17 protein-coding genes and 1 pseudogene are annotated in these 18,925 nt (G+C 57.5%); 8 read left to right on the top strand and 10 right to left on the bottom strand.

The annotated features are described in order from the left end of the window. Nucleotides 1-302: 302 nt before the first annotated feature. Nucleotides 303-953, top strand: coding sequence for a response regulator transcription factor (locus E4P01_RS20445; protein ID WP_216091353.1), 651 nt, complete (start codon nucleotides 303-305; stop codon nucleotides 951-953). 943 nt (nucleotides 954-1,896) lie between these two features. On the opposite strand, the pseudogene E4P01_RS20440 reads toward E4P01_RS20445, so the two are convergent. Both E4P01_RS20440 and E4P01_RS20435 read right to left on the bottom strand, forming a co-directional pair. Next, nucleotides 1,897-2,595: pseudogene (locus E4P01_RS20440) on the bottom strand (IS3 family transposase); the annotation flags it as partial. A gap of 50 nt (nucleotides 2,596-2,645) precedes the next feature. After that, entirely contained in the window at nucleotides 2,646-3,146 is a 501-nt protein-coding gene (locus E4P01_RS20435) for an Lrp/AsnC family transcriptional regulator (RefSeq protein WP_216091352.1), read from the bottom strand. A gap of 119 nt (nucleotides 3,147-3,265) precedes the next feature. Here E4P01_RS20435 and E4P01_RS20430 point away from each other — a divergent pair, with 119 nt between their 5' ends. After that, nucleotides 3,266-4,300, top strand: coding sequence for a histone deacetylase family protein (locus E4P01_RS20430; protein WP_078821376.1), 1,035 nt, complete (start codon nucleotides 3,266-3,268; stop codon nucleotides 4,298-4,300). 191 nt (nucleotides 4,301-4,491) lie between these two features. Beyond that, nucleotides 4,492-5,922 (top strand): amino acid permease, encoded by a 1,431-nt coding sequence (locus E4P01_RS20425; protein ID WP_078821377.1) that lies wholly within the window; start codon nucleotides 4,492-4,494, stop codon nucleotides 5,920-5,922. 129 nt (nucleotides 5,923-6,051) lie between these two features. On the opposite strand, the gene E4P01_RS20420 is transcribed toward E4P01_RS20425, so the two are convergent. Both E4P01_RS20420 and E4P01_RS20415 read right to left on the bottom strand, forming a co-directional pair. Continuing rightward, nucleotides 6,052-6,660: a dTMP kinase gene (locus tag E4P01_RS20420; RefSeq protein WP_216091351.1), complete on the bottom strand. Its 609-nt coding sequence runs from the start codon at nucleotides 6,658-6,660 to the stop codon at nucleotides 6,052-6,054. A 149-nt stretch (nucleotides 6,661-6,809) separates the two neighbouring features. Next, on the bottom strand, nucleotides 6,810-8,531 hold the full coding sequence (locus E4P01_RS20415; RefSeq protein WP_216091350.1) for a hydrogenase maturation protein: 1,722 nt from the start codon (nucleotides 8,529-8,531) through the stop codon (nucleotides 6,810-6,812). 207 nt (nucleotides 8,532-8,738) lie between these two features. On the opposite strand from E4P01_RS20415, the gene E4P01_RS20410 reads away from it, so the two are divergent. Further along, nucleotides 8,739-9,644 (top strand): LysR family transcriptional regulator, encoded by a 906-nt coding sequence (locus E4P01_RS20410; protein WP_216091349.1) that lies wholly within the window; start codon nucleotides 8,739-8,741, stop codon nucleotides 9,642-9,644. Nucleotide 9,645: 1 nt separating this feature from the next. Here the strand turns inward: E4P01_RS20410 and E4P01_RS20405 are convergent, their stop codons facing one another. The 5 genes from E4P01_RS20405 to E4P01_RS20385 all read right to left on the bottom strand — a co-directional run bounded on the left by E4P01_RS20405 (nucleotide 9,646) and on the right by E4P01_RS20385 (nucleotide 15,249). Then, nucleotides 9,646-10,575, bottom strand: coding sequence for a cupin (locus tag E4P01_RS20405; RefSeq protein WP_216091348.1), 930 nt, complete (start codon nucleotides 10,573-10,575; stop codon nucleotides 9,646-9,648). Between the two features lie 156 nt (nucleotides 10,576-10,731). Further along, the gene (locus E4P01_RS20400) at nucleotides 10,732-12,051 is read right to left on the bottom strand and encodes an LLM class flavin-dependent oxidoreductase (RefSeq protein ID WP_216091347.1); all 1,320 of its coding nucleotides are present in this window, start codon (nucleotides 12,049-12,051) and stop codon (nucleotides 10,732-10,734) included. Between the two features lie 13 nt (nucleotides 12,052-12,064). After that, the gene (locus E4P01_RS20395; protein WP_216091346.1) at nucleotides 12,065-13,021 is read right to left on the bottom strand and encodes an ABC transporter substrate-binding protein; all 957 of its coding nucleotides are present in this window, start codon (nucleotides 13,019-13,021) and stop codon (nucleotides 12,065-12,067) included. Between the two features lie 156 nt (nucleotides 13,022-13,177). Continuing rightward, nucleotides 13,178-14,509, bottom strand: a complete 1,332-nt coding sequence (locus E4P01_RS20390; protein ID WP_148853223.1) for an ATP-binding protein — start codon at nucleotides 14,507-14,509, stop codon at nucleotides 13,178-13,180. Then, the gene (locus tag E4P01_RS20385; RefSeq protein ID WP_216091345.1) at nucleotides 14,506-15,249 is read right to left on the bottom strand and encodes a response regulator; all 744 of its coding nucleotides are present in this window, start codon (nucleotides 15,247-15,249) and stop codon (nucleotides 14,506-14,508) included. Before E4P01_RS20385 ends, E4P01_RS20390 begins: the two co-directional genes overlap by 4 nt. A 129-nt stretch (nucleotides 15,250-15,378) precedes the next feature. On the opposite strand from E4P01_RS20385, the gene E4P01_RS20380 reads away from it, so the two are divergent. The 3 genes from E4P01_RS20380 (at nucleotide 15,379) to E4P01_RS20370 (ending at nucleotide 17,334) form a co-directional block, all read left to right on the top strand. Beyond that, entirely contained in the window at nucleotides 15,379-15,690 is a 312-nt protein-coding gene (locus tag E4P01_RS20380; protein ID WP_078821384.1) for a hypothetical protein, read from the top strand. Then, nucleotides 15,690-16,355: a DUF3313 domain-containing protein gene (locus E4P01_RS20375; RefSeq protein WP_216091344.1), complete on the top strand. Its 666-nt coding sequence runs from the start codon at nucleotides 15,690-15,692 to the stop codon at nucleotides 16,353-16,355. The genes E4P01_RS20380 and E4P01_RS20375 overlap by 1 nt, the downstream gene beginning before the upstream one ends. Nucleotides 16,356-16,464: 109 nt before the next feature. Then, nucleotides 16,465-17,334 (top strand): oxaloacetate decarboxylase, encoded by an 870-nt coding sequence (locus tag E4P01_RS20370; RefSeq protein WP_005788420.1) that lies wholly within the window; start codon nucleotides 16,465-16,467, stop codon nucleotides 17,332-17,334. Between the two features lie 95 nt (nucleotides 17,335-17,429). Here E4P01_RS20370 and E4P01_RS20365 read toward each other — a convergent pair whose 3' ends face one another. Beyond that, on the bottom strand, nucleotides 17,430-17,903 hold the full coding sequence (locus E4P01_RS20365) for a hypothetical protein (RefSeq protein WP_216091343.1): 474 nt from the start codon (nucleotides 17,901-17,903) through the stop codon (nucleotides 17,430-17,432). Nucleotides 17,904-18,386: 483 nt separating this feature from the next. On the opposite strand from E4P01_RS20365, the gene E4P01_RS20360 reads away from it, so the two are divergent. Continuing rightward, nucleotides 18,387-18,767 carry a RidA family protein gene (locus E4P01_RS20360; protein ID WP_017135617.1) on the top strand — a complete coding sequence of 127 codons (381 nt, stop codon included), beginning with the start codon at nucleotides 18,387-18,389 and terminating at the stop codon, nucleotides 18,765-18,767. Nucleotides 18,768-18,925: the final 158 nt, after the last annotated feature.

Here is an 18,925-nt window from a genome sequence, read left to right as displayed (position 1 = left end):
TATTAATTAAGTTTGCCACCGCTCAACTAGCAGACACCCCATTAAGGCGCAACTATCTCGACATGCACCTTCCAATATAACTACCAGAAGACCGAAACGACGATACAGGACTTTCTTGCGGTTTATTTATAGATCTTTCCTACAATGGCTAAAGACATTTCGCACTGACGATAATTTTTTTGCCAGCACCTCCAAAACCATATTTAACTAAGTGCTGCCCTCATCGAATGAGGCCGGCCTTACTTGCGATGGGCTTGCCCCCCTATAGCATCGGGCACGTTACTCGGAAAAGGACTTTACGGATGAGCACCATTGTTGTCGCAGACCGCCATGCGTTGATGCGTTATTCGATCAAGAGACTACTGGAACAGAGTGGCCACACTGTCGTCGCCGAAACTGAAAATGGGCAGGAAGCTCTGCACATGGTGTACAGGCTTGAGCCGCACATGCTCATCCTGGAACTCGACCTGCTAAAAATACACGGGTTGGACGTGATCTCTTTACTGACCTTGGGTAATTGCTCAAGCAAAATACTCGCATTCACTGCCTATGATGCCGAGAATTATTTAATCCGCTGTTTGAAAGCCGGCGCCTCCGGCTTTGTCTCAAAAACTGCTGAACTGAGTGAAATACAATGTGCTATCAAAGACTTGCTAAGAGGCAAGAGTCACTTCCCATATATCACACAAAAAATGCAACAGGCCATTAATCACAACTACTCATCGCACTCAACAAAGCCAGTAATGCTGACAAGGCGCGAAACCGATATCCTGGCACTTTTGGCAAAGGGAATGAACAATCAGGAGATAGCTAAGCTTTTAATGATCAGCCATAAGACTGCGAGCGCTTACAAACTCAGACTATTATATAAGTTCAATACTTCCAATCTGCTTGGTATGATTGACGCGGCGCGCAGAGGCGGCCATATCGCGAAGACTTTAACGATACTCTAACAGCGAATCCATGATCAGTATTTATCAATTTTAAACCGCGCATCTGCAATTTGGATCCGCAGCTCATTTCACGATGTGCAAATAATAGCTCCAAGCGATTACTGATGTGAAGGCCGTACCGGCCAACGCGTTTTCAAGTGTTGCCGCAATTAAAATCTCGCAAAACAAAGAAAAACGCCAAAGTGCCTATTTTTTACATCGCAGAAAAGACAAAGCCACTCGTTACTGTGGCTTTTGCTTTAATTTTTTTAGAAGAAAACGGGAAGTGCATCGGGCGTCTTTACCCTGACTGTATATAGATTTATATCTTATTGCGCTTACGCAAGAATAAACCGAGAACGTATTCGTTTTTTCGCATTTTCAAATATCAAAAGACGTGCGGTGGATGACCAAACGTAAACACAGCCATAGTGCCCTCCGTACGCAACGTAAGAGAATTTCGCTGTTCAGGCGATTTAAGGCTAGCGCTCGCATACTTTATCGGGTGACCTTCAACATGCGTGAGCCTGATACCGAGGGTCAATGAACATCGACCATCAAGACACGAAGCAACCACGTTCCACACGCCTGCACTCACCATCATCAACCGGATAACAGTTGCCGGGATCGAGAAAGGCCAGGTGTTCCAGCGGATTGATCGTATCCGTCCAGCCAAAACACCTTCTTGATTCCATCGTGCAAAGCGCTGCTGTCAGCACCTCGGTGCTTGAGGCGGCCGACAATCCCTAGGAGTCTTCTACAGATAAGCCAGAGGCCCCCATGAACATAAATCTGTGAACATCAGGCTCCACAACTCGTAGAAAAACTCAGGCATTGATTGATGTAAGGATCGCCCATGAACAAATGACATCGCCCACTTGTTAAATTTGATATTGTGAAGGAACCCTGTCACTGACGACTATCCTGTCCTTCTTCTCGGTTACCTTGAATCGCCCCGGATTCTCTAGACACCTTGCAAGCTCATTGCGTAACGCTTTTCAAACCCTACCGGCGACATCTGATTGTTGAAACCATGGCGGCGTTTTACGTTGTAGAACATCTCGCTGCCTTGGTCGGAATGAACCATCACCTCTTGCTTCGGCTTACGCCTCCAAACCGCCATCAACAACGCATCAATGGCCAAATCACTGGTCATCTGCGACTTCATTGACCAGCCAACGACCTGCCGAGAAAACAGATCCAGTACCACCGCCAAATACAACCAGCCTTCATACGTACGAATGTACGTGATGTCGGTTACCCAAACCTTGTTGGGTTCCACAACATCGAAGTGGCGCTTCAGCAAATTGGGTGAGACGACCGCTGGCTTACCGCCGTACTTTCCAGGGCGGCGTGGATAATCTGTCTGAGAACGCAGACCTTCGAGACGCATTAGCCTCGCCACACGATGACGACCACAATCCTCACCGACCTCGCGCAGATCGTCGTGGATTTTGCGATAGCCATAAACGCCGCCGCTCTCCAGCCAGGAATGCTTGATCAAACCCAGCAGTCGCTGGTCGCCTTTGGCGCGTACAGATTGCGGCTCAGACAGCCAGGCGTAATAACCGCTGGGATGGACTTTCAGCGTCAGGCAAAGCCGTCGAATCGAATAGTCGCCTGCGCGCTGCTTGATAAAGGCGTACTTCAGCCGCACTTCTTGGCTATGCGGTTAAAGACAGGGTTCCACTTCGTGGTCTAACCCCTGCCCATTCACGCCTTAATCGATTTAGGTATCGCGATACGGCTACTGGTCTTAATTTCGCGTAAAGCCAGACTGGACTGGATGGACGCAATACCCACCTGACGCCTGAGCACCTGTTCGATAAAGTCACTGTAGCTATCAAGGTCCTCTGCCAACACTTGCAGCACGTAATCGGCATCCCCGGTGATCTTGTGACAAGACAACACTTCAGGCAGTTGAGCAATCACCGCCTCAAAAGCATCGGGAGCATGGTCGGCGTGGGTGGAAAAACGGATGTGCACGAACGCCATGATATCCAGCCCCAGCATTCGTCGATCAAGGTTCGCCTGGTAGCCTTTAATCACGCCCGCCTCCTCCATTCTCTTACGCCGCCTCCAACAAGGTGTCAGGCTTAACGACAAGCGCTCACTGAGCTCGGAGTTGGAAATACTCGCATCCTCCTGCAGCAACGCGAGAATCGCCAGGTCGGTGTCATCGAGACTGATGCGCTTGGATGTTTTTTTCTGCATTACGTCATTCCTGAGTAAAAACGCCCGAATAATCCAGTAAACCACGAAAACAAAGCAAAGAAAGCGCGTCAGAGCCGGAACAGAATATTTGCACTGGCCCACATCAACGGATGCGCACAATGTTTACAGTTTTCAGTGATTCCCACCGTTTGCACCACGGCACCGAATTGAAAGACGGCGTGCTCAAGCCGTCCTTCGAACAGCCCAGTCGGGCCGATACCGTCCACAATCGGGTCAAACAGGTAGGGCTTGGCCAGATCATCGAACCGCAAGCATTTGATCGGTCGTGCTATGTCAACGCGCACAGCGAGCGCTACGTAACTTTTCTGGAATCTGCCTGGTCTGAATGGTGCGCAACCGGGCGCACCCACGATGCCTTGCCGCTGGTATGGCCAGTGCGTGATCTGGCCAACGAGCAAGTTCCGACTTTCATCGACGGCAAGCTGGGTTTCTACGCCATGGACGCGGGCTCACCCATTACCGCCACCACATGGCAGGCGGTAAAAACCAGTGCCGATATCGCGCTGACAGGACTGGCGCTGATCGATGAAGGTCACGACAGTGCCTTTGCCCTATGCCGCCCGCCCGGCCATCACGCAGCACGTGAATACATGGGCGGCTATTGCTATCTGAACAACGCAGCCATTGCCGCACAGCAGGCTATTACCCGAGGCGCCAAGCGTGTCGCGGTATTGGATGTCGACTTTCATCATGGCAACGGTACCCAGAATATTTTCTACGGGCGCAGTGACGTCATGTTTGTCTCGCTGCACGGCGAACCGACGGTGTCCTACCCGTACTACTCAGGCTACAGCCACGAAGTCGGCGCTGGTCACGGCGAAGGTTACAACCTGAACTATCCGCTGCCGAAGAACACCTCTTGGGAAAGCTACCGCAACGCCTTGCTCCACGCCTGCAAGAAACTCCAACAATTTGCCCCTGAAGTGCTGGTTATTTCACTGGGCGTCGACACCTTCAAGGACGACCCCATCAGCCACTTTTTGCTTGAAAGCGAAGACTTCATCGGCATCGGCGAGCTGATAGCCGGCGTGGGCTGCCCTGCCCTGTTTGTGATGGAAGGCGGGTACATGGTTGATGAAATCGGGATCAATGCCGTCAATGTGCTGCATGGTTACGAGAGCAAACGCGCCTGAATCGCAGCCTTTCGACTGTTGAATCGGAGAACAAAAACATGACTCTTTTTATTGGCCGTGCACCTTGTTAGCGGAGGAAAAGCCTGCCATCCGCAAACCACCACCGTCAGTAGCCGTTACATCTCAATCAAGGTCATGTGACACCCACTTTTCTACCAAAACTCAAAAACATAAAATCAAGAGGTTTTGTAATGAAATCGACTCCGTCCGAGCGGGTTGAACAGCCCGCGCTGCAGCGCACACTCAGCAATCGTCACATTCAGTTAATGGCCATGGGAGGTGCTATCGGGACAGGCCTGTTCATGGGTTCCGGGAAGATCATCGCCCTCTCCGGCACGTCGATCATCCTCATCTATATGATCATCGGACTGTTCGTCTACTTCGTCATGCGTGCCATGGGCGAAATGTTACTTTCCAACTTGAACTTCAAAACCTTCGCTGATTTTGCCGGTGCCTATCTTGGCCCACGCGCAGCATTCTTTCTCGGCTGGTCATATTGGCTAAGCTGGAGCGTTGCAGTGATAGGTGATGCAGTCGTGGTGGGTGGTTTTTTTCAGTATTGGTTCCCTGATGTACCCGCATGGATACCGGCCATTGGCATGCTGATAACACTGTTCGCCTTGAACGTGCTGACTGTCAGGCTCTTCGGTGAAGTGGAGTTCTGGTTCGCGATCATCAAAATCATTGCCGTCGTTGCCCTGATTGGCGTGAGCATCGTGCTGATTGCCAGCTCCTTTGTCTCACCCAGTGGCGTCACCGCGTCCCTGAACCACTTGCTGGATAAACAGGGCGCATTCCCCAACGGCTTGTTCGGTTTCTTTGCCGGGTTTCAGATGGCGATTTTCTCGTTTGCGGGCACCGAGCTGATCGGCACCGCAGCCGCCGAAACGCGCTCCCCCGAAAAGACCCTGCCTAAAGCCATCAACTCGATTCCGCTCAGAATCATCTTGTTTTATGTGCTGGCACTGGCCTGCATTATTGCAGTGACTTCCTGGCAACAGGTTTCGCCCAACAAGAGCCCCTTCGTCGAGCTGTTTCTGGTTGCGGGGTTCCCCGCAGCAGCCGGTATCGTCAACTTTGTGGTGCTGACATCCGCCGCCTCATCGGCCAACAGTGGCGTATTTTCATCCAGCCGGATGCTGTTCGGACTGGCTAATCAGGACAACGCTCCGGGGATTTTCCGGCGTCTGTCGAGCAATAGCGTGCCTCTGCCGAGCTTGGCGTTCACCACCTTGTTGATGCTGCTGGGCGTGTTGTTGCTGTTCATCGTTCCAGAAGTCATGACCGCGTTCACCATCGTCTCTACCGTGTCAGCAATTCTGGTGATTTTCACTTGGTCGACGATCCTCGCGTCGTACATTGCCTATTGCAAAACTCGTCCTGACCTGCATGCAAAATCGGCCTACAAGATGCCTGGCGGTGCGCCGATGGCCTGGTTCTCTTTGGCGTTTCTGGGCTTTGTTCTTTGTCTGCTGGCATTGAGACCAGATACCCGAATTGCGTTGATGGTCATGCCGGGATGGTTCCTATGGTTGGCAATTGCTTACCAGCTGACCTGTTCCAGAAAACCCAAGCCCGCTGACAGTTCGGCAAATCAATACAAACGCGAAGGATTGGTTTAAGGGCTATGGCTTACCTCTCTCGTACCTCCTGGCGTGGAACTCTAGGGGGTACGAGGGAAACCTTATTGAAGCTACTGATGTGTCGCAGCCGTTCTGTTTTTAGCCTAGCGCCCTTCATGTTGAATTCGATCAAAGGACTTTATATATCTGCGAAACCACCCGCCTCATCGCCTCCTCAATCGTCCCTTCATTGCGACACATCACCCACCCCTGCCCCACAGCCGCCCGTTCAAACGCCTCGGTACACACAACCTGCTCCTCCAGCCTATGCATCACCGTACTGCTCAGCCCGCGTCGCCTTGCCGCTGCCCTCGCCCAGGATATTTGCGCAGTGGTGACAACCCCCACATGCAGATCCGGCACTTGCACCTGTCGATCAAGGTTCAGCGCAAGGATATCTTTAAACGGTATCAATCGACGAAACGCCGCATCGGAGGGGTACCAACGGTCCATCAGGATGATGCTGTCAGGTGGCTGGGCAGCCAGTACGTGCCGGGTAATCCAGCGACGGCTGTCGGCAAAGCGTTCACACACCTCAAGTTCCAGATCCCGGCTGGGATCTCTGGCGAATGTGTTAACCAGAGCCATCGTTTGCGCTCGATAGGGATCGCTCTTGCGCTCGCACAGGCGGACAACCTTTTTGTTGTCGGCCCTCAATGCTGTCGTAACGGCCTCCAACAGCGTGGTTTTGCCGGTGCCCTTGGGCCCATCCAACGAAATAAACAGCGCACGATTCATACGAGCGCTGCGTTATCGTTCAGGTTGTGCAGTTCCATGGGGCCTCTGGTCTGAGCGTTTGGGCGAATTGGCCTCCATTATGGGGAACCCTATTGCCCAATGCGAGACTGGGCCCTTCCCGCGTCGACCGTAGAGGATCGGTCAGCCATTCAGCATTCCGGGACTTCGGCCTCGTACGTCACCGCCCAGGGCGCGATCAAGCGCTGCGGGGTCTGGCAGGTTTTGCGTTTAAACACGAAGTTTCGGCACTTTTCGGCAAACTGTTGGCGGTTTTGCACCATATCCAACTGCATCTGTACCAGCTCATGTTCGCGGCAATGTTCAACCTGCTGACTATCCAGCGTGGCTTTACGGGTGCGTGCGTACAGATACTTCTCATCGGTCAGCGCGCTTTGGGCCTGTTGAGAGAGCCACAGATCAAAGGCGTGTGGGCAGCGTGGGCCGATGTCCTGAACCATTCCGTGCTGCAAGGCCTGGACGGCACTGACGGGCAGGCATTCTTCGGTGAGCTTGTGCGCGATCTCACTGCCGACGGCCCGTGGCAGGCTGTAGGTCCAGTACTCGGAGCCATAGAGCCCCATGGTTTTGTAATGCGGGTTGAGCACTACACCCTCACGGGCCAATACAATGTCAGCGGCCAGCGCGAGCATCACGCCGCCTGCGCCCGCACTGCCGGTCAGGCCGCTGATCACCAGTTGCCTGGCGGTTAGCAGCTCCCGGCACACATCGTCGATGGCTTGAATATTGGCCCAGGCCTCCAGCCCCGGCACTTTGGCGGCCTGGATGACATTGAGGTGTACACCATTGGAAAAGCTCCCGCGCCCGCCCTTGATCAGCAACACTTCGGTGTCTCGCGCCTTGGCCCAGTGCAATGCTGCCACCAGTCGTTGGCATTGTTCGGTGCTCATGGCGCCGTTGTAGAACTCGAATGTCAGTTCGCCGACGTGACCGGCCTCCCGGTAGCGAATCGGTTGATAGGCCAGCGCATTGAAGCTTTGTTGCGCGATCGAGCTGTTCAACACCGGAATGTCAGCCAGTTGTTCAGCCAAGACATGGCGAGCCGGCAGCTTGAAGGTCTCCTCCCCTGGCTGGGCCTTGCGTTTGAGCGAGCCGATCCACAGGCTGTGATCCCCTGCTGCCACCAACACGGCGTCGTCCTGTACCGCGAGGATGTCTCCCGGGGTGCCCTGGCGTGAGTCCAAGTGCGCGTCGTACAGGTAATATTGCCCGCCCAGCAGGCTTGCCAACACCCCGGGTTGGCCGTCGGCGGCGTCGATGCTGCGCTTGATGAAGCTTGCGCAATCGAACCAACTGAAGGTGCGGTCAGCCTGGGTCATGTTCGGCTGCAACCGCCCGATAACGCTAGGTTGCGTGTAGTCGAGGGGCTCCGGGACGAAGCCATTGGCGAATTTTTCCACCACGTCGCGGATGCAGACGATCGCCGCGTCACTCACCGGGCCGTTGTACAGCTCGGATTTGCGTACATCGGTGGGCATGTCGAATTCACAGGTCGACCAGATCGGCCCGGCGTCCATTTCCTCCACGGCCTGCAGGGCCGTGACGCCCCAGCGCCGGACCTGCTGGGTGATGGCCCAGTCCAGTGCGCTGGCGCCACGGTCACCGACGATGCCGGGATGGATGATCACCACCGGGCGCTGCGGGTGGCTCCATAGCTGCTGGGGTACACGGTCCTTCAGGAATGGGCAGATCACCAGGTCGGCGCCTGACGCCTCGACGTGGCGACAAACCGTAGTTTCATCGGTGAATACCACAACGCTGGGGTCGTGACCCGCCTGGCGCAAATCCAGCCAGGCCCGCTGGGTCAAACCGTTGAATGCCGAGGATAACAACAGGATCTTCAATGATCGCATGGCTGACTCTTCCTTGAGATTGGGCGACCAGAGGTGCTCCTTGAGCCGTCCCTGGCCTTTGATGGAAGCCCAAGGTTATAGAGCGTGGCAGCAGCGTTACCTGACCAGGATCAAGCTTGTGCCAGCAAATGACGATAGTTTCGAGTTGACAGCGCCCTGCAAACTTCAACAACCTGCCAACTTTCCTGCCCTGCCCCGAGGCTGCCCTTGGACTATTTCAGTGCCCTCACCGCCTTCGTCGAAGCTGCCGAAGGCAATAACTTCTCCCGCGCAGCCGAGCGTTTGGGGATCAAGGCGTCCACGGTTTCACGCTATATAAAGGATCTTGAGCAGGACCTGGGTATCGCGTTGTTCAACCGCTCCACGCGCACCTTGCACCTGACCGAAGGCGGCCAGACCTTCCTGATGCACGCCCGCAGGGTGCTGGATGAACTGGAACACGCCAAGGCGGCGACGTCTGCGTTGAACCAGCAGCCCAGGGGCTTGTTGAAGCTCAACCTGCCGCCGGCATTCGCCCGCCATCACATCCTTCCAGCCTTGAAGGACTTTTGCGCGCGCTACCCGCAAATCAGTGTGGAATTGGTATTGGATAATGCTCAGGTCAACCTGATTCATGCCGGCGTCGATCTAGCCATACGCATTGGCGCGCTGGCCGATTCGACGCTCAAGGCCCGCAAACTCTGCGATGGCCACTACCGCGTGGTGGTCAGCCCGGCTTTTGCCAGGCAGCACCCTGCACCCTCAACCCCTGCCGACCTCGCCGGTTTGCCCGCGGTGTTGGGTACGCTGCCTACGGGCGCTATCAGCTTTGTCTGCGGCGATCATGTATCACCGCTGCTGCACAACGGCTGCATTCGGATAAATGATCTCGACGCACAACTGATCGCCGCTCGCCAGGGGCTGGGCTTTGCCCTTTTGCCGGATTGGTTGGTCGCCCAGAGCATCCAGGCCGGCGAGTTGCTCGTGTGGCTGCCGCAATGGCGAATACGCGATGTCGAGCGCGACTTCGCCGTGCGGTTTGTCTACCCGCCCAAGCGCATCGTGTCGTCCAAGGTCAGGTGCTTTATCGACTTTATCGTTGAGCGACTGGGCCAGACGCCTGAGTGGACATGACTCAACTGAAACGAATATCCAGGGAGCGCAGATAGGTTTGCAGCCCTGCGTCCTGAATCGGAATCAGGAACGCCTCGGTATCCGATTCATTGAAGTGCGCGTGCCAGTACCCCGGCGGCGTGACAAATGCCAGGCCAGGCGACCAGTCCACCCGCTGCGGATTGCGAATCTGCCCGTCCGCGTCCAGCTCGGTGCCCACCAGCGAGTAACACCCCGGCGGGCAATCAATAATGAAGTCCAGCGCAATCGACTGATGCCGGTGAGGTTTCTGTACCGAGCCTGCCGGCAGGATCCCATACATGGCCCACAGCACATGGGTCACGGTACGCGTCTGGGGGAAGTTGCGGTTGCCCAGCAAAATGCTGATGCGGCTGCGGTCTTGCGCACGAGGATCGTCGGCCGCTTCACGCAGCTTGGCGTTAGCCAGTTCTGCGGGGTACAGCGTCGGCGCGAAGCGGTCTGCGCTGCTTGCCACCCCCAGGTAACGCAATAACGGTTCATCGTGCACGTAGTAAAGACGCGCATCCTGGCGGGCGCTGAAGTGTGCTGCCTGCAAGCCAGGCAAGGCCATAAAACAACCTTTTGACCATTGAATCTCATGTTTGCCCTGAACCACGCTGCCCTCGCCCGCGATCACGTAGAACACCTGGGACGTCGCATTGGGTTGCAGGGTCAGCGTGTCGCCACGGTTAAGGCGCATGAAGTTAGCGCACAGCCCGGGGCCTGTCGCAGGGCCTTCGCAGCCCAAGGCGTCGCTGAGGTCCAGCGGTACCACGCGTGAAGGGCCACTGTCGTATAACGAGGCGGGAAAGCTGTGGTAGGGAATGCGCGCAATAAGGTTGGCACTGATGGGGTTGGCCGCTTTGCTGTACTCGAAGTACTCGGCGTCCACTTGGTTTATATCCGTCGGCGCAGGGTTGAATTCGTTCATCAGGCTCATCTCAGTTTTTGGCTGGAGCCCGCAGCGCTTTTAAACGCTGCGGTGTGTGAATGAACTATAGGCAGTGCGCGCAGGCGGATTAATCCCTGGTACTGCACAGCAGTTATGCGAAACGGGGAGGTGCTTGGCTCCCTGTCGGCACCGCTATCAAACCTTGAACCGTGGTATCGCCAGCCCCAGACTTTCGCGCAACGTCGAGCCTTCATACGCCGAGCGATAAACACCGCGTTCCTGCAACAACGGAATCACCTCCCGGGTGAATCGATCGAACTGCCCGGGGTGGCCGATGTAGATATTGAACCCGTCCACAGCCCGCGCCTGGAGCCAGGCGGCCATTTTCTGCGCCACCGTATCGGCGCTACCCACGAAGGCGCCAGGACGCAGTTGCCGACCAAACTCAATGGCCTGGCGCAAGGTGAAACCCTTCTCCCGCGCCTGATCGGCGATGCGTTTGGCATTGGTGAAAAAACTGCTGCGCGCCGCTTCCAGGCTCTCTTGCGGGAATGGCGCATCCAGGTCGTACTGGCTGAAATCATGCCAGCCGAAATTACGCCCGAACTCCTTGAGCGCCAGTTCAAAACTATGGTCGAGTTGATGGTAGTGCTGCTCGATTTCCCGGGCCTGTGCATCAGTGTCACCCACATAGACTTCCGCACCGGGCATGATCAATAACTGCTCCGGATCGCGCCCTCTTTGTGCCGCCCTGCCCTTGATATCCCGGTAAAACGCCTGGCCCTGCTCGATGCTGGCCGCATGGGTGAAGATCACGTCCGCTGTGGCTGCGCCCAGATCGCGGCCTGGCTCGGAATCTCCGGCCTGAAAGATCACCGGTTGGCCCTGGGGTGAGCGTTGGATATTCAGCGGGCCGACCACGCGAAAATGTTCGCCCTGGTGGTTCAGGCTGTGCAGCTTGCTGGGGTCGAGAAACTGGCCGGTAGCGCGGTCGCGCACAAACGCATCGTCTTCGTAAGAGTTCCACAACCCCTGCACCACCTGGACGTGTTCGGCGGCGCGGCCATAGCGGGTGGCGTAGTCATAATGTTCATCGCGGCTGTAATTGCCTGCGGTGCCAGCATCACCGCTGGTGACCACGTTCCAGCCGGCGCGGCCTTTGCTGATCAAATCCAGGGACGCCAGGCGCCGCGCCACGTTATACGGCGAGTTGTAGGAGGTGGTCAGCGTGCCAACCAGGCCGATATGCCGGGTACTCACCGCCAGCGCCGATAACAGTGTCAGCGGCTCCAGGCGATTGAGGTAATGGGACGGCGAGCCGGGGGTGATAAATTGGCTGTCGACGATAAACATCAAGTCGAACAGCGCCGCCTCGGCCTGGCGCGCAATCTCGATGTACCAGTCGACGTTGACGCTGGCATCGGCCGGCAGTTGCGGGTCGAGCCACAGGTTATGCCGGCCCGGGCCACCGCTGCCCATGGTCAGGGCGCCCAGTTTGAGCTGTCTTTTAGTCATGACGAGACCCCCTTCAGGGCTGGCGGGTGGCGACGGCGGGCTGCAAGGACGCCGCGAAGGACGGGTCAAACAGTTGGGCGGCCGGGTAAGCCTTGATCAGGCCCTGGCTGGCGAAAAAGTCCACGGTCTTTTGCGCTTCCACAGGCACCTGGGCGGTCAGTGGCTCGACGGTGGTGCGCGCCCGAGCAAACCACACACGGGCGATATCGGCGTCGGCACGGGTGCGCTTGGCCCAGGCATCGGCATAGGCATCGGCGTTGGCCGGGTTTTGGCGAGCCCAGTCACGGGCTTTTTTCAGCCGCTGGAGAAAGTCGCTGATAGGCTCACGCTTGGCCTCTACCGCATTGGCGTTGGCGGCAATGAAGCTCTGCGCCGGGATCAACTCCTCGGCGGTCGCCAGCACTCGCGCACCCTGGCGTTCCTGTTGCGTGACATACGGCTCCCAGGTGGCGATGACGTCAACCGCGCCGCCCTCCAGCGCATGGGACGCATCCAGCGCGCTGAGGTAGCGCAACTCCAGAGAGTCCCGTGCAACCCCGGCTTTATCCAATGCAGTCAGCAGCAGTTGCTGGCTCCAGGAGCCCTTCCAGATGGCCGCGCGCTTGCCCGCAAGATCGGCCAGGCTGTGGATCGACGAATCCTTTCTCACCAGGATCGCCACGCCCGCAAGATTCTGGCGGCTGACGGCAATCACCTTGATCGGTGCGCCCAATGCGCCCAGGAACAATACCGGCGCATCGCCCAGCAGGCCGATATCCAGGCTGCCGACGTTGAGCGCTTCGGCCACCGGTGACCCGGCGGTGAATTGCTTCCATTCCAGGGTATAGGGCAGATCATCCAGCACCCCCGCCGCTTCCATCACCGCTTGGGCGTTATAGCTCTGGTCACCCACGACCAGGGTTTGTGCCTGTGCCGTCAGACTTAGCAAGGTGGCGGCCAACCCGGCCGCCAGTGTTGTCAGGTAACGCACGCTCGTCTCCAGATGCCGTGTTAGGCAGTCAAGTCGATCCGCGCGTGCGGTCTCGGCAATGTTCGTAAGGATCAATACGATGCTGTTCTAAGAGGCGCGTGTAAAATACCTATAACGCATAACGTAATGCGCAAATAATGCGCGCACCGCATCAGGCTATCGAGGCAGCTCGACCCGCGCCACCAAGCCTGAGCCACGCAGACGGTTGCTTAGCGTCAGTTCGCCGCCCTGCTCGCGCACAATGGCGCGTGCTGCTGAAAGCCCGAGACCCACGCCACCGGTATTACGATTGCGCGAGGTTTCGAGGCGAAAGAATGGATCGAATACGCGCTCAAGGTCAGCCTCGGGAATCCCCGGCCCCTGGTCATGAACCTCAATGCAGATGCGCTGACCGTCCCCACTCAGAGAGATGCCAGGGTGACGCGCATATTTGGCGGCGTTCTCCAGCAGGTTGACGATCACCCGCTTAAGTCCCAGTGGGCGTCCGTGATAGACCAGGTGGGACGGCCCAATGAAATCCACCGCAAAATGCTGGTCGCGATAGTCATCGATGATGGTTTGCAGCAGCTCCGACAGATCGAATGCAGTGCGTTGCTCCAGCACCGTATCGTCGCGAAAGAACGCCAGCGCAGCGTTGATCATCGACTGCATTTCCTCGACATCGCGAATCAGTTTGTGCTGATGGTCCAGATCCTCCATGAACTCGCAACGCAGGCGAATCCGCGTCAAAGGCGCGCGCAAGTCGTGGGAAATCGCCGCGAGCATATGGGTGCGTTCGCCGATGAAATGCTGGATCTGCGCCTGCATGGTGTTGAAGGCGATGATGGCCTGGCGTATTTCGTGGGGGCCTTCGCTGTCGATGGGCGGAGCGCGCAAATCACCACCAAAACGCCTGGCGGCACTGGCGAAACGCTGCAACGGTTTAGCCAATTGCCGGGTCGCGAGCCAGGCCACCAACAAGGTCGCGATCAACCCCAGGGTGATGATCACCGCGATGCGCGTGGGTGCGCTCAGCCCCCACGTGCGTTCAGGCGGGACGAATGACAGCCAGCTGCCATCGAGCAACTGCACGAGCGCAACATAGTGCGCTTCGGGGCTGCCACGCGGCCAATCGTTGGGGCTGAACACCTTAATTTGTCGCCCAGTGCCAAACAGTGCTTGTATCCCCGGGACTTCGCCCGTTTGAAGCGCCGTGTTGCCGTCGGGAAGGCCGAAATCCGCAGGGTCGTTATGCCAGGCCACATGCAGGCGGGCATCGCTGGCCGCTGCCGCCAGTTGCGAACGCAGCGTTGCAGGCGCGGCTTCGATGACTTTGGTGGTGGCGGCCATCTGCTCCAGCAACCCCGTGCGCTCGATCGGCGGGCGCGCCCAGACCCCGGCAACCTGGACGAACAAGGCATTAAGCGCCAGCGAAGCGAGCATCGCGGCGAGAATGGTCAGGGCGATGCGCCGGTTCAGGGTGTCGCGACGCAATAGGTCGCGGATCATGACCGGGTGACCGGGGCGGTGAACAGATAGCCGCCATTGCGTACCGTGCGGATCAGGTCCGGGCGTTTGCAATCGGGCTCGATCTTGCGCCGCAGCCGGCTGACCTGCACGTCAATGCTGCGGTCGAAGGCGTCGTGGTCCCGGCCGTGGGTCAGGTCGATCAATTGGTCGCGGGTGAGGATGCGCTGAGGATGCTCAAGAAACACCACCAGCAAGTCGAATTCGCCACCGGACAGCGGAATCATCACGCCCTCGGGAGAGCGCAGCTCGCGGCAGGTAATATCCAGATGCCAACCGGAGAACGCGATGATTGGCCGGGAATGCTCACTGGCAGCGCCGACGGGCTGCCCCGCCCGCCGTTGCACCGCACGCAGACGGGCCAGCAATTCGCGGGGGGCAAACGGTTTGGTCAGATAGTCGTCGGCGCCCAGCTCCAGGCCGACGATGCGATCACTGAGCTCGCCCATGGCCGTGAGCATGATGATTGGAATGCCCATCTGCGCCCGGACTTTCTGGCACAGGCTAAGACCGCCTTCACCGGGCAGCATGAGGTCCAGGATAATGGTGTCTGGCCGCTGCCGGGCGATGGCTGCCCACATGGCTTCTCCGTCGGCAGCCACGTCGACTTCATAGGCGTGCTGCACGAAGAACTTCTTCAGCAATGCCCGAATTTCTCCGTCGTCGTCGACGATCAGCAGTCTGCTCACGTTCCCAGGTCCCCTGGCAAAAAAGGAAAACATCTAAAACCATTCCGGCGCCGGGGTCATTTATTTCAATCGAGCAACATTCCTTCGCCACGGACACAACCCGGACATCTTCGGGAAAAACCCGTCGGGCATCCTGCACGCCTTCCATTCAAGGAGACGTTCATGAAGGTTTCTAGCAGCAGGTATACCGAGCAGGCACAGGACACCGGGCGGCCATTGGTGCTGAGCCAGCGCACATCGTCCCCCGCACAGGACAGCCCCATGCTGTTCCAGGAATCCTGCCTGGGCCTGACGGCGGACCAGGACCGCATCGTATTGCGCCGCTACTTCGAACATTACAGCCCCGACGCCGGGCGCTGGGTCGAGTATGCCCACTCCATCCCCATCGCCGAGCTTGTCCATTGGATCATGACCCATGGGCAGTTGCACATCGAATGCTCTCATGACAACCCGAACGAACAGGCAGCCCACTGATGACCTGCAAACGTTCACTGCCGTTATTGATGGCGGCCACCTTGAGCCTGGCGGCCTGCAGCAGCAACCGTATCGAGCCCGAAGACGCGGGTTTTCTTCACGATTACAGCCTGCTTAAAGAGCACCAGAGTGCTTCGGGCCAGACCGTGCTGAGTTGGGTCAGTCCGGCCTTGAAGCGTGGCCGATACAAGCAGGTGTACCTGGCGCCCAGCCAGTTTTTCCCGGCCGTTGAACCCAGCGCCCAGATACCGCAAAGCACCCTCTTCCACGTCACCGGATATTACGACCTGGTACTGCGGTCGGAGCTTGGCAAACACATGTATCTGGCCGCAAAGCCCGGGCCCGACACGCTTACGGTACGCCCCGCCATTACCCGGATCGCCACCAGCCCCCAAGGCTTGCGCCTGTATGAATGGCTGCCGATCACCCTGGTCGCAGCGGGCGTGAGCACCGCCGCCGGCATCCGCGACCAGGACAGCGAGATCGCCACGCAACTGTCCCTCGAAGACGGCTCGACCGGCGATGTGGTGGCAGCCATCGTGAGCGAGGGCATCGGCATTCCCCTGGATAACGACAAGCAAGTGATGACCGCCGACAACGTAAAAGAAGTACTCGACGGCTGGGCCCGCGACCTGGGCCAGTCATACAGCGCCGTCGCTCAATAGCACGGCCCCGCTCAAACGTCATAATCCCCTGCCCGTCTGCGTGGTAATCTCCCGGCACCACGAATAGACATTGATCGTCACTTGACGATGACCAAAGCCAGGAAAGAACATGCCCAAGATTTCTCACTCAGCGCTACGCCGTAACTTCCGTGACCTGCTGGCAACGCCCATCTGCGTTGAAACCGCCTCCGTATTCGACCCCATGTCTGCCCGCATCGCGGCCGACCTGGGTTTTGAAGTCGGGATCCTGGGCGGTTCAGTCGCCTCCCTGCAGGTGCTGGCGGCCCCCGATTTTGCGTTGATTACCCTGAGTGAGTTCGTTGAGCAAGCCACCCGCATTGGCCGTGTCGCCCAGTTACCCTTCATTGCCGACGCCGACCACGGCTACGGTAATGCGCTGAACGTGATGCGTACCGTCGAAGAACTGGAACGCGCCGGTGTCGCCGCGCTGACCATTGAAGACACCCTGCTGCCGGCGCAATTCGGGCGCAAGTCCACCGATCTGATTTCGGTAGAAGAAGGCATCGGCAAGGTCAAGGCGGCCATTGAGGCGCGCGTCGACCCCGCATTGTCGATCATTGCCCGCACCAACGCCGGCGTGTTGCCCACCGCCGATGTTATCGCCCGCACCAAAGCCTACGAAAAGGCCGGCGCCGATGGTATCTGCATGGTTGGCGTCAAAGACTTCGAGCACCTGGAGCAAATCGCCGAGAACCTCAGCGTGCCGTTGATGCTGGTGACCTACGGCAACCCGCAACTGCATGACAGCGAGCGCCTGGCCAGCCTGGGCGTGCGCATCGTCGTAGCCGGGCATGGCGCCTACTTCGCCGCGATCAAGGCCACCTACGACAGCCTGCGTGCGCAACGCCAGCTTACCCATAGCACGTCCAATCTCAGCGCCACGGAGCTGACCCACACCTACACGTTGCCGGAGAGCTATGTGGCGTGGGCTGAAGAGTTCATGGACGTTAAAGAGTAATTGCCGTGCCGGTGCTGATGCGTCTTGTCAGCACCGGACTCATCCAGCCGCCAGGCTCACCGCGGTAAAAACTGTGATGGCGCAAAACGGTTGTTTTACGTCATCACAATGAATCCCAGGTACTCGCTGATGTTCTGCATTTCGAAGTATTTTTGCTGAGCATTGAGTACAGGGGCAGGACCATGCAGAAACAGCCTTACGTGCTGACCTTTGGCCAATTGATTGGCTACTGGATCACTGCGCTTCATTTTTACCCTGATCGGCACGGGTTTGTTTTGTGTATCGAACTTGAGCCAGGTTACGACTAAAACTACGTTATCCAGCAGTGACACCGTCGCCTGAGCATGGGTGATGAGTCGATCACATCCCAGGGACGCAATGTTCTTTTGAGCGGCAGTAAGCTGCGCAAACGCATCGAAATAGGTCAGTTGCTGGCCCGCGATAGATAGCGATGTTCGCTGACGGACGTTTACGGTCATAGCAGACCATGCTTCAACAACTTCAGCCAAAGTGCCTGGGTGTATAACCGCAGACGTCGACGCTTGGAGCGACGAGGCCAGAGCTTGCATCTCGGTAACCGTTGGTTTGGCGTTTTTGCGCCGCGTGGAGAGTTTGCCCAAGTGACTTGGGATAAGCGGCGGCGCGATATAGGCCGGTCGCGGGGCTGACACTCCTGGAAACGCAGACGCATGAGACGGGCTTTTTCGTTCACACAGCGCGGTTTGTGAGAGTTCAGCGCCCTGAAATAGAAGTTGCCCAGAATTGAAATGGCCGCAACGACCTCCTCAAGGCAACAAGGGCAAAAATAAAACAGGTCCTTGGGGGCCGCGTGCGCAAAACTGGCCGACACGTTAGCGTCCATGTCCCAGCACGCTGCCGTCGTCATTAACTTAACTACCATTCCAATATCCCTATCGTTCGTTCACTGACATGCTGGCGCAAGCTTACCTGTTAGAGGGGGTAGCAACTACAGACGCAGGCGCCGTGACCTTCGAGCGGGCAGTGTTTAAACTGTTCGCCAACCTTCGATCCGCACTGCACATGAGACCTACATGGCCAACCACGATCTTTCTTTCACTCCCGACCCAGATGCCGACTCCATCTCCTCCGATGTCATCGGCTTCAACGGCATTCTGGTCTCGACCCAAATCCCGACCCACGCCGACGGCAGCCTGGAGCTGGGCGATATCACCCTGCAAAGCGAATGCACCCTGCAAGCGCTCAAGGTCGCGCTGGAAAAAGCCGGCAGTTCCATGGACCGGGTGATGCACCTGACCATCTACCTCACCGATATGGCCGACCGCGCTGCGTTCAATGAAGTCTACAAGCGCTTTTTTGCCAAGCCATGGCCGGTGCGGGCTGCGGTGGGTGTTGCTGCATTGGCGGTAGAAGGGATGCGTGTTGAAGTAACAGCGATGGCTGCCAAAGCCTGATATCTATGACGCTACAGCAAATGTGGGAGGGGGCTTGCTCCCGATAGCGGTGGGTCAGAACAGTTTTAATTACTGACACACCCTCATCGGGAGCAAGCCCCCTCCCACACAGGGCCCTGGGCCCGACAGCCCTGCGGTAGATGCCGGCCGGGCATTTC

The organism is Pseudomonas sp. NCIMB 10586, assembly GCF_023127895.1.
Classification (GTDB): Bacteria; Pseudomonadota; Gammaproteobacteria; order Pseudomonadales; family Pseudomonadaceae; genus Aquipseudomonas; species Aquipseudomonas synxantha_A.
The sequence above is the reverse complement of the archived record's forward strand: the minus strand, read 5'-3'. Positions and strand labels throughout refer to the sequence as shown.

Coding starts and splice junctions, on each gene's coding strand:
- E4P01_RS20445 (WP_216091353.1), top strand. CDS start 303: ATGAGCACCATTGTTGTCGCAGACCGCCATGCGTTGATGCGTTATTCG.
- E4P01_RS20435 (WP_216091352.1), bottom strand. CDS start 3,146: ATGCAGAAAAAAACATCCAAGCGCATCAGTCTCGATGACACCGACCTG.
- E4P01_RS20430 (WP_078821376.1), top strand. CDS start 3,266: ATGTTTACAGTTTTCAGTGATTCCCACCGTTTGCACCACGGCACCGAA.
- E4P01_RS20425 (WP_078821377.1), top strand. CDS start 4,492: ATGAAATCGACTCCGTCCGAGCGGGTTGAACAGCCCGCGCTGCAGCGC.
- E4P01_RS20420 (WP_216091351.1), bottom strand. CDS start 6,660: ATGAATCGTGCGCTGTTTATTTCGTTGGATGGGCCCAAGGGCACCGGC.
- E4P01_RS20415 (WP_216091350.1), bottom strand. CDS start 8,531: ATGCGATCATTGAAGATCCTGTTGTTATCCTCGGCATTCAACGGTTTG.
- E4P01_RS20405 (WP_216091348.1), bottom strand. CDS start 10,575: ATGAACGAATTCAACCCTGCGCCGACGGATATAAACCAAGTGGACGCC.
- E4P01_RS20400 (WP_216091347.1), bottom strand. CDS start 12,051: ATGACTAAAAGACAGCTCAAACTGGGCGCCCTGACCATGGGCAGCGGT.
- E4P01_RS20390 (WP_148853223.1), bottom strand. CDS start 14,509: ATGATCCGCGACCTATTGCGTCGCGACACCCTGAACCGGCGCATCGCC.
- E4P01_RS20385 (WP_216091345.1), bottom strand. CDS start 15,249: ATGTTTTCCTTTTTTGCCAGGGGACCTGGGAACGTGAGCAGACTGCTG.
- E4P01_RS20380 (WP_078821384.1), top strand. CDS start 15,379: ATGAAGGTTTCTAGCAGCAGGTATACCGAGCAGGCACAGGACACCGGG.
- E4P01_RS20375 (WP_216091344.1), top strand. CDS start 15,690: ATGACCTGCAAACGTTCACTGCCGTTATTGATGGCGGCCACCTTGAGC.
- E4P01_RS20370 (WP_005788420.1), top strand. CDS start 16,465: ATGCCCAAGATTTCTCACTCAGCGCTACGCCGTAACTTCCGTGACCTG.
- E4P01_RS20365 (WP_216091343.1), bottom strand. CDS start 17,903: ATGCAAGCTCTGGCCTCGTCGCTCCAAGCGTCGACGTCTGCGGTTATA.
- E4P01_RS20360 (WP_017135617.1), top strand. CDS start 18,387: ATGGCCAACCACGATCTTTCTTTCACTCCCGACCCAGATGCCGACTCC.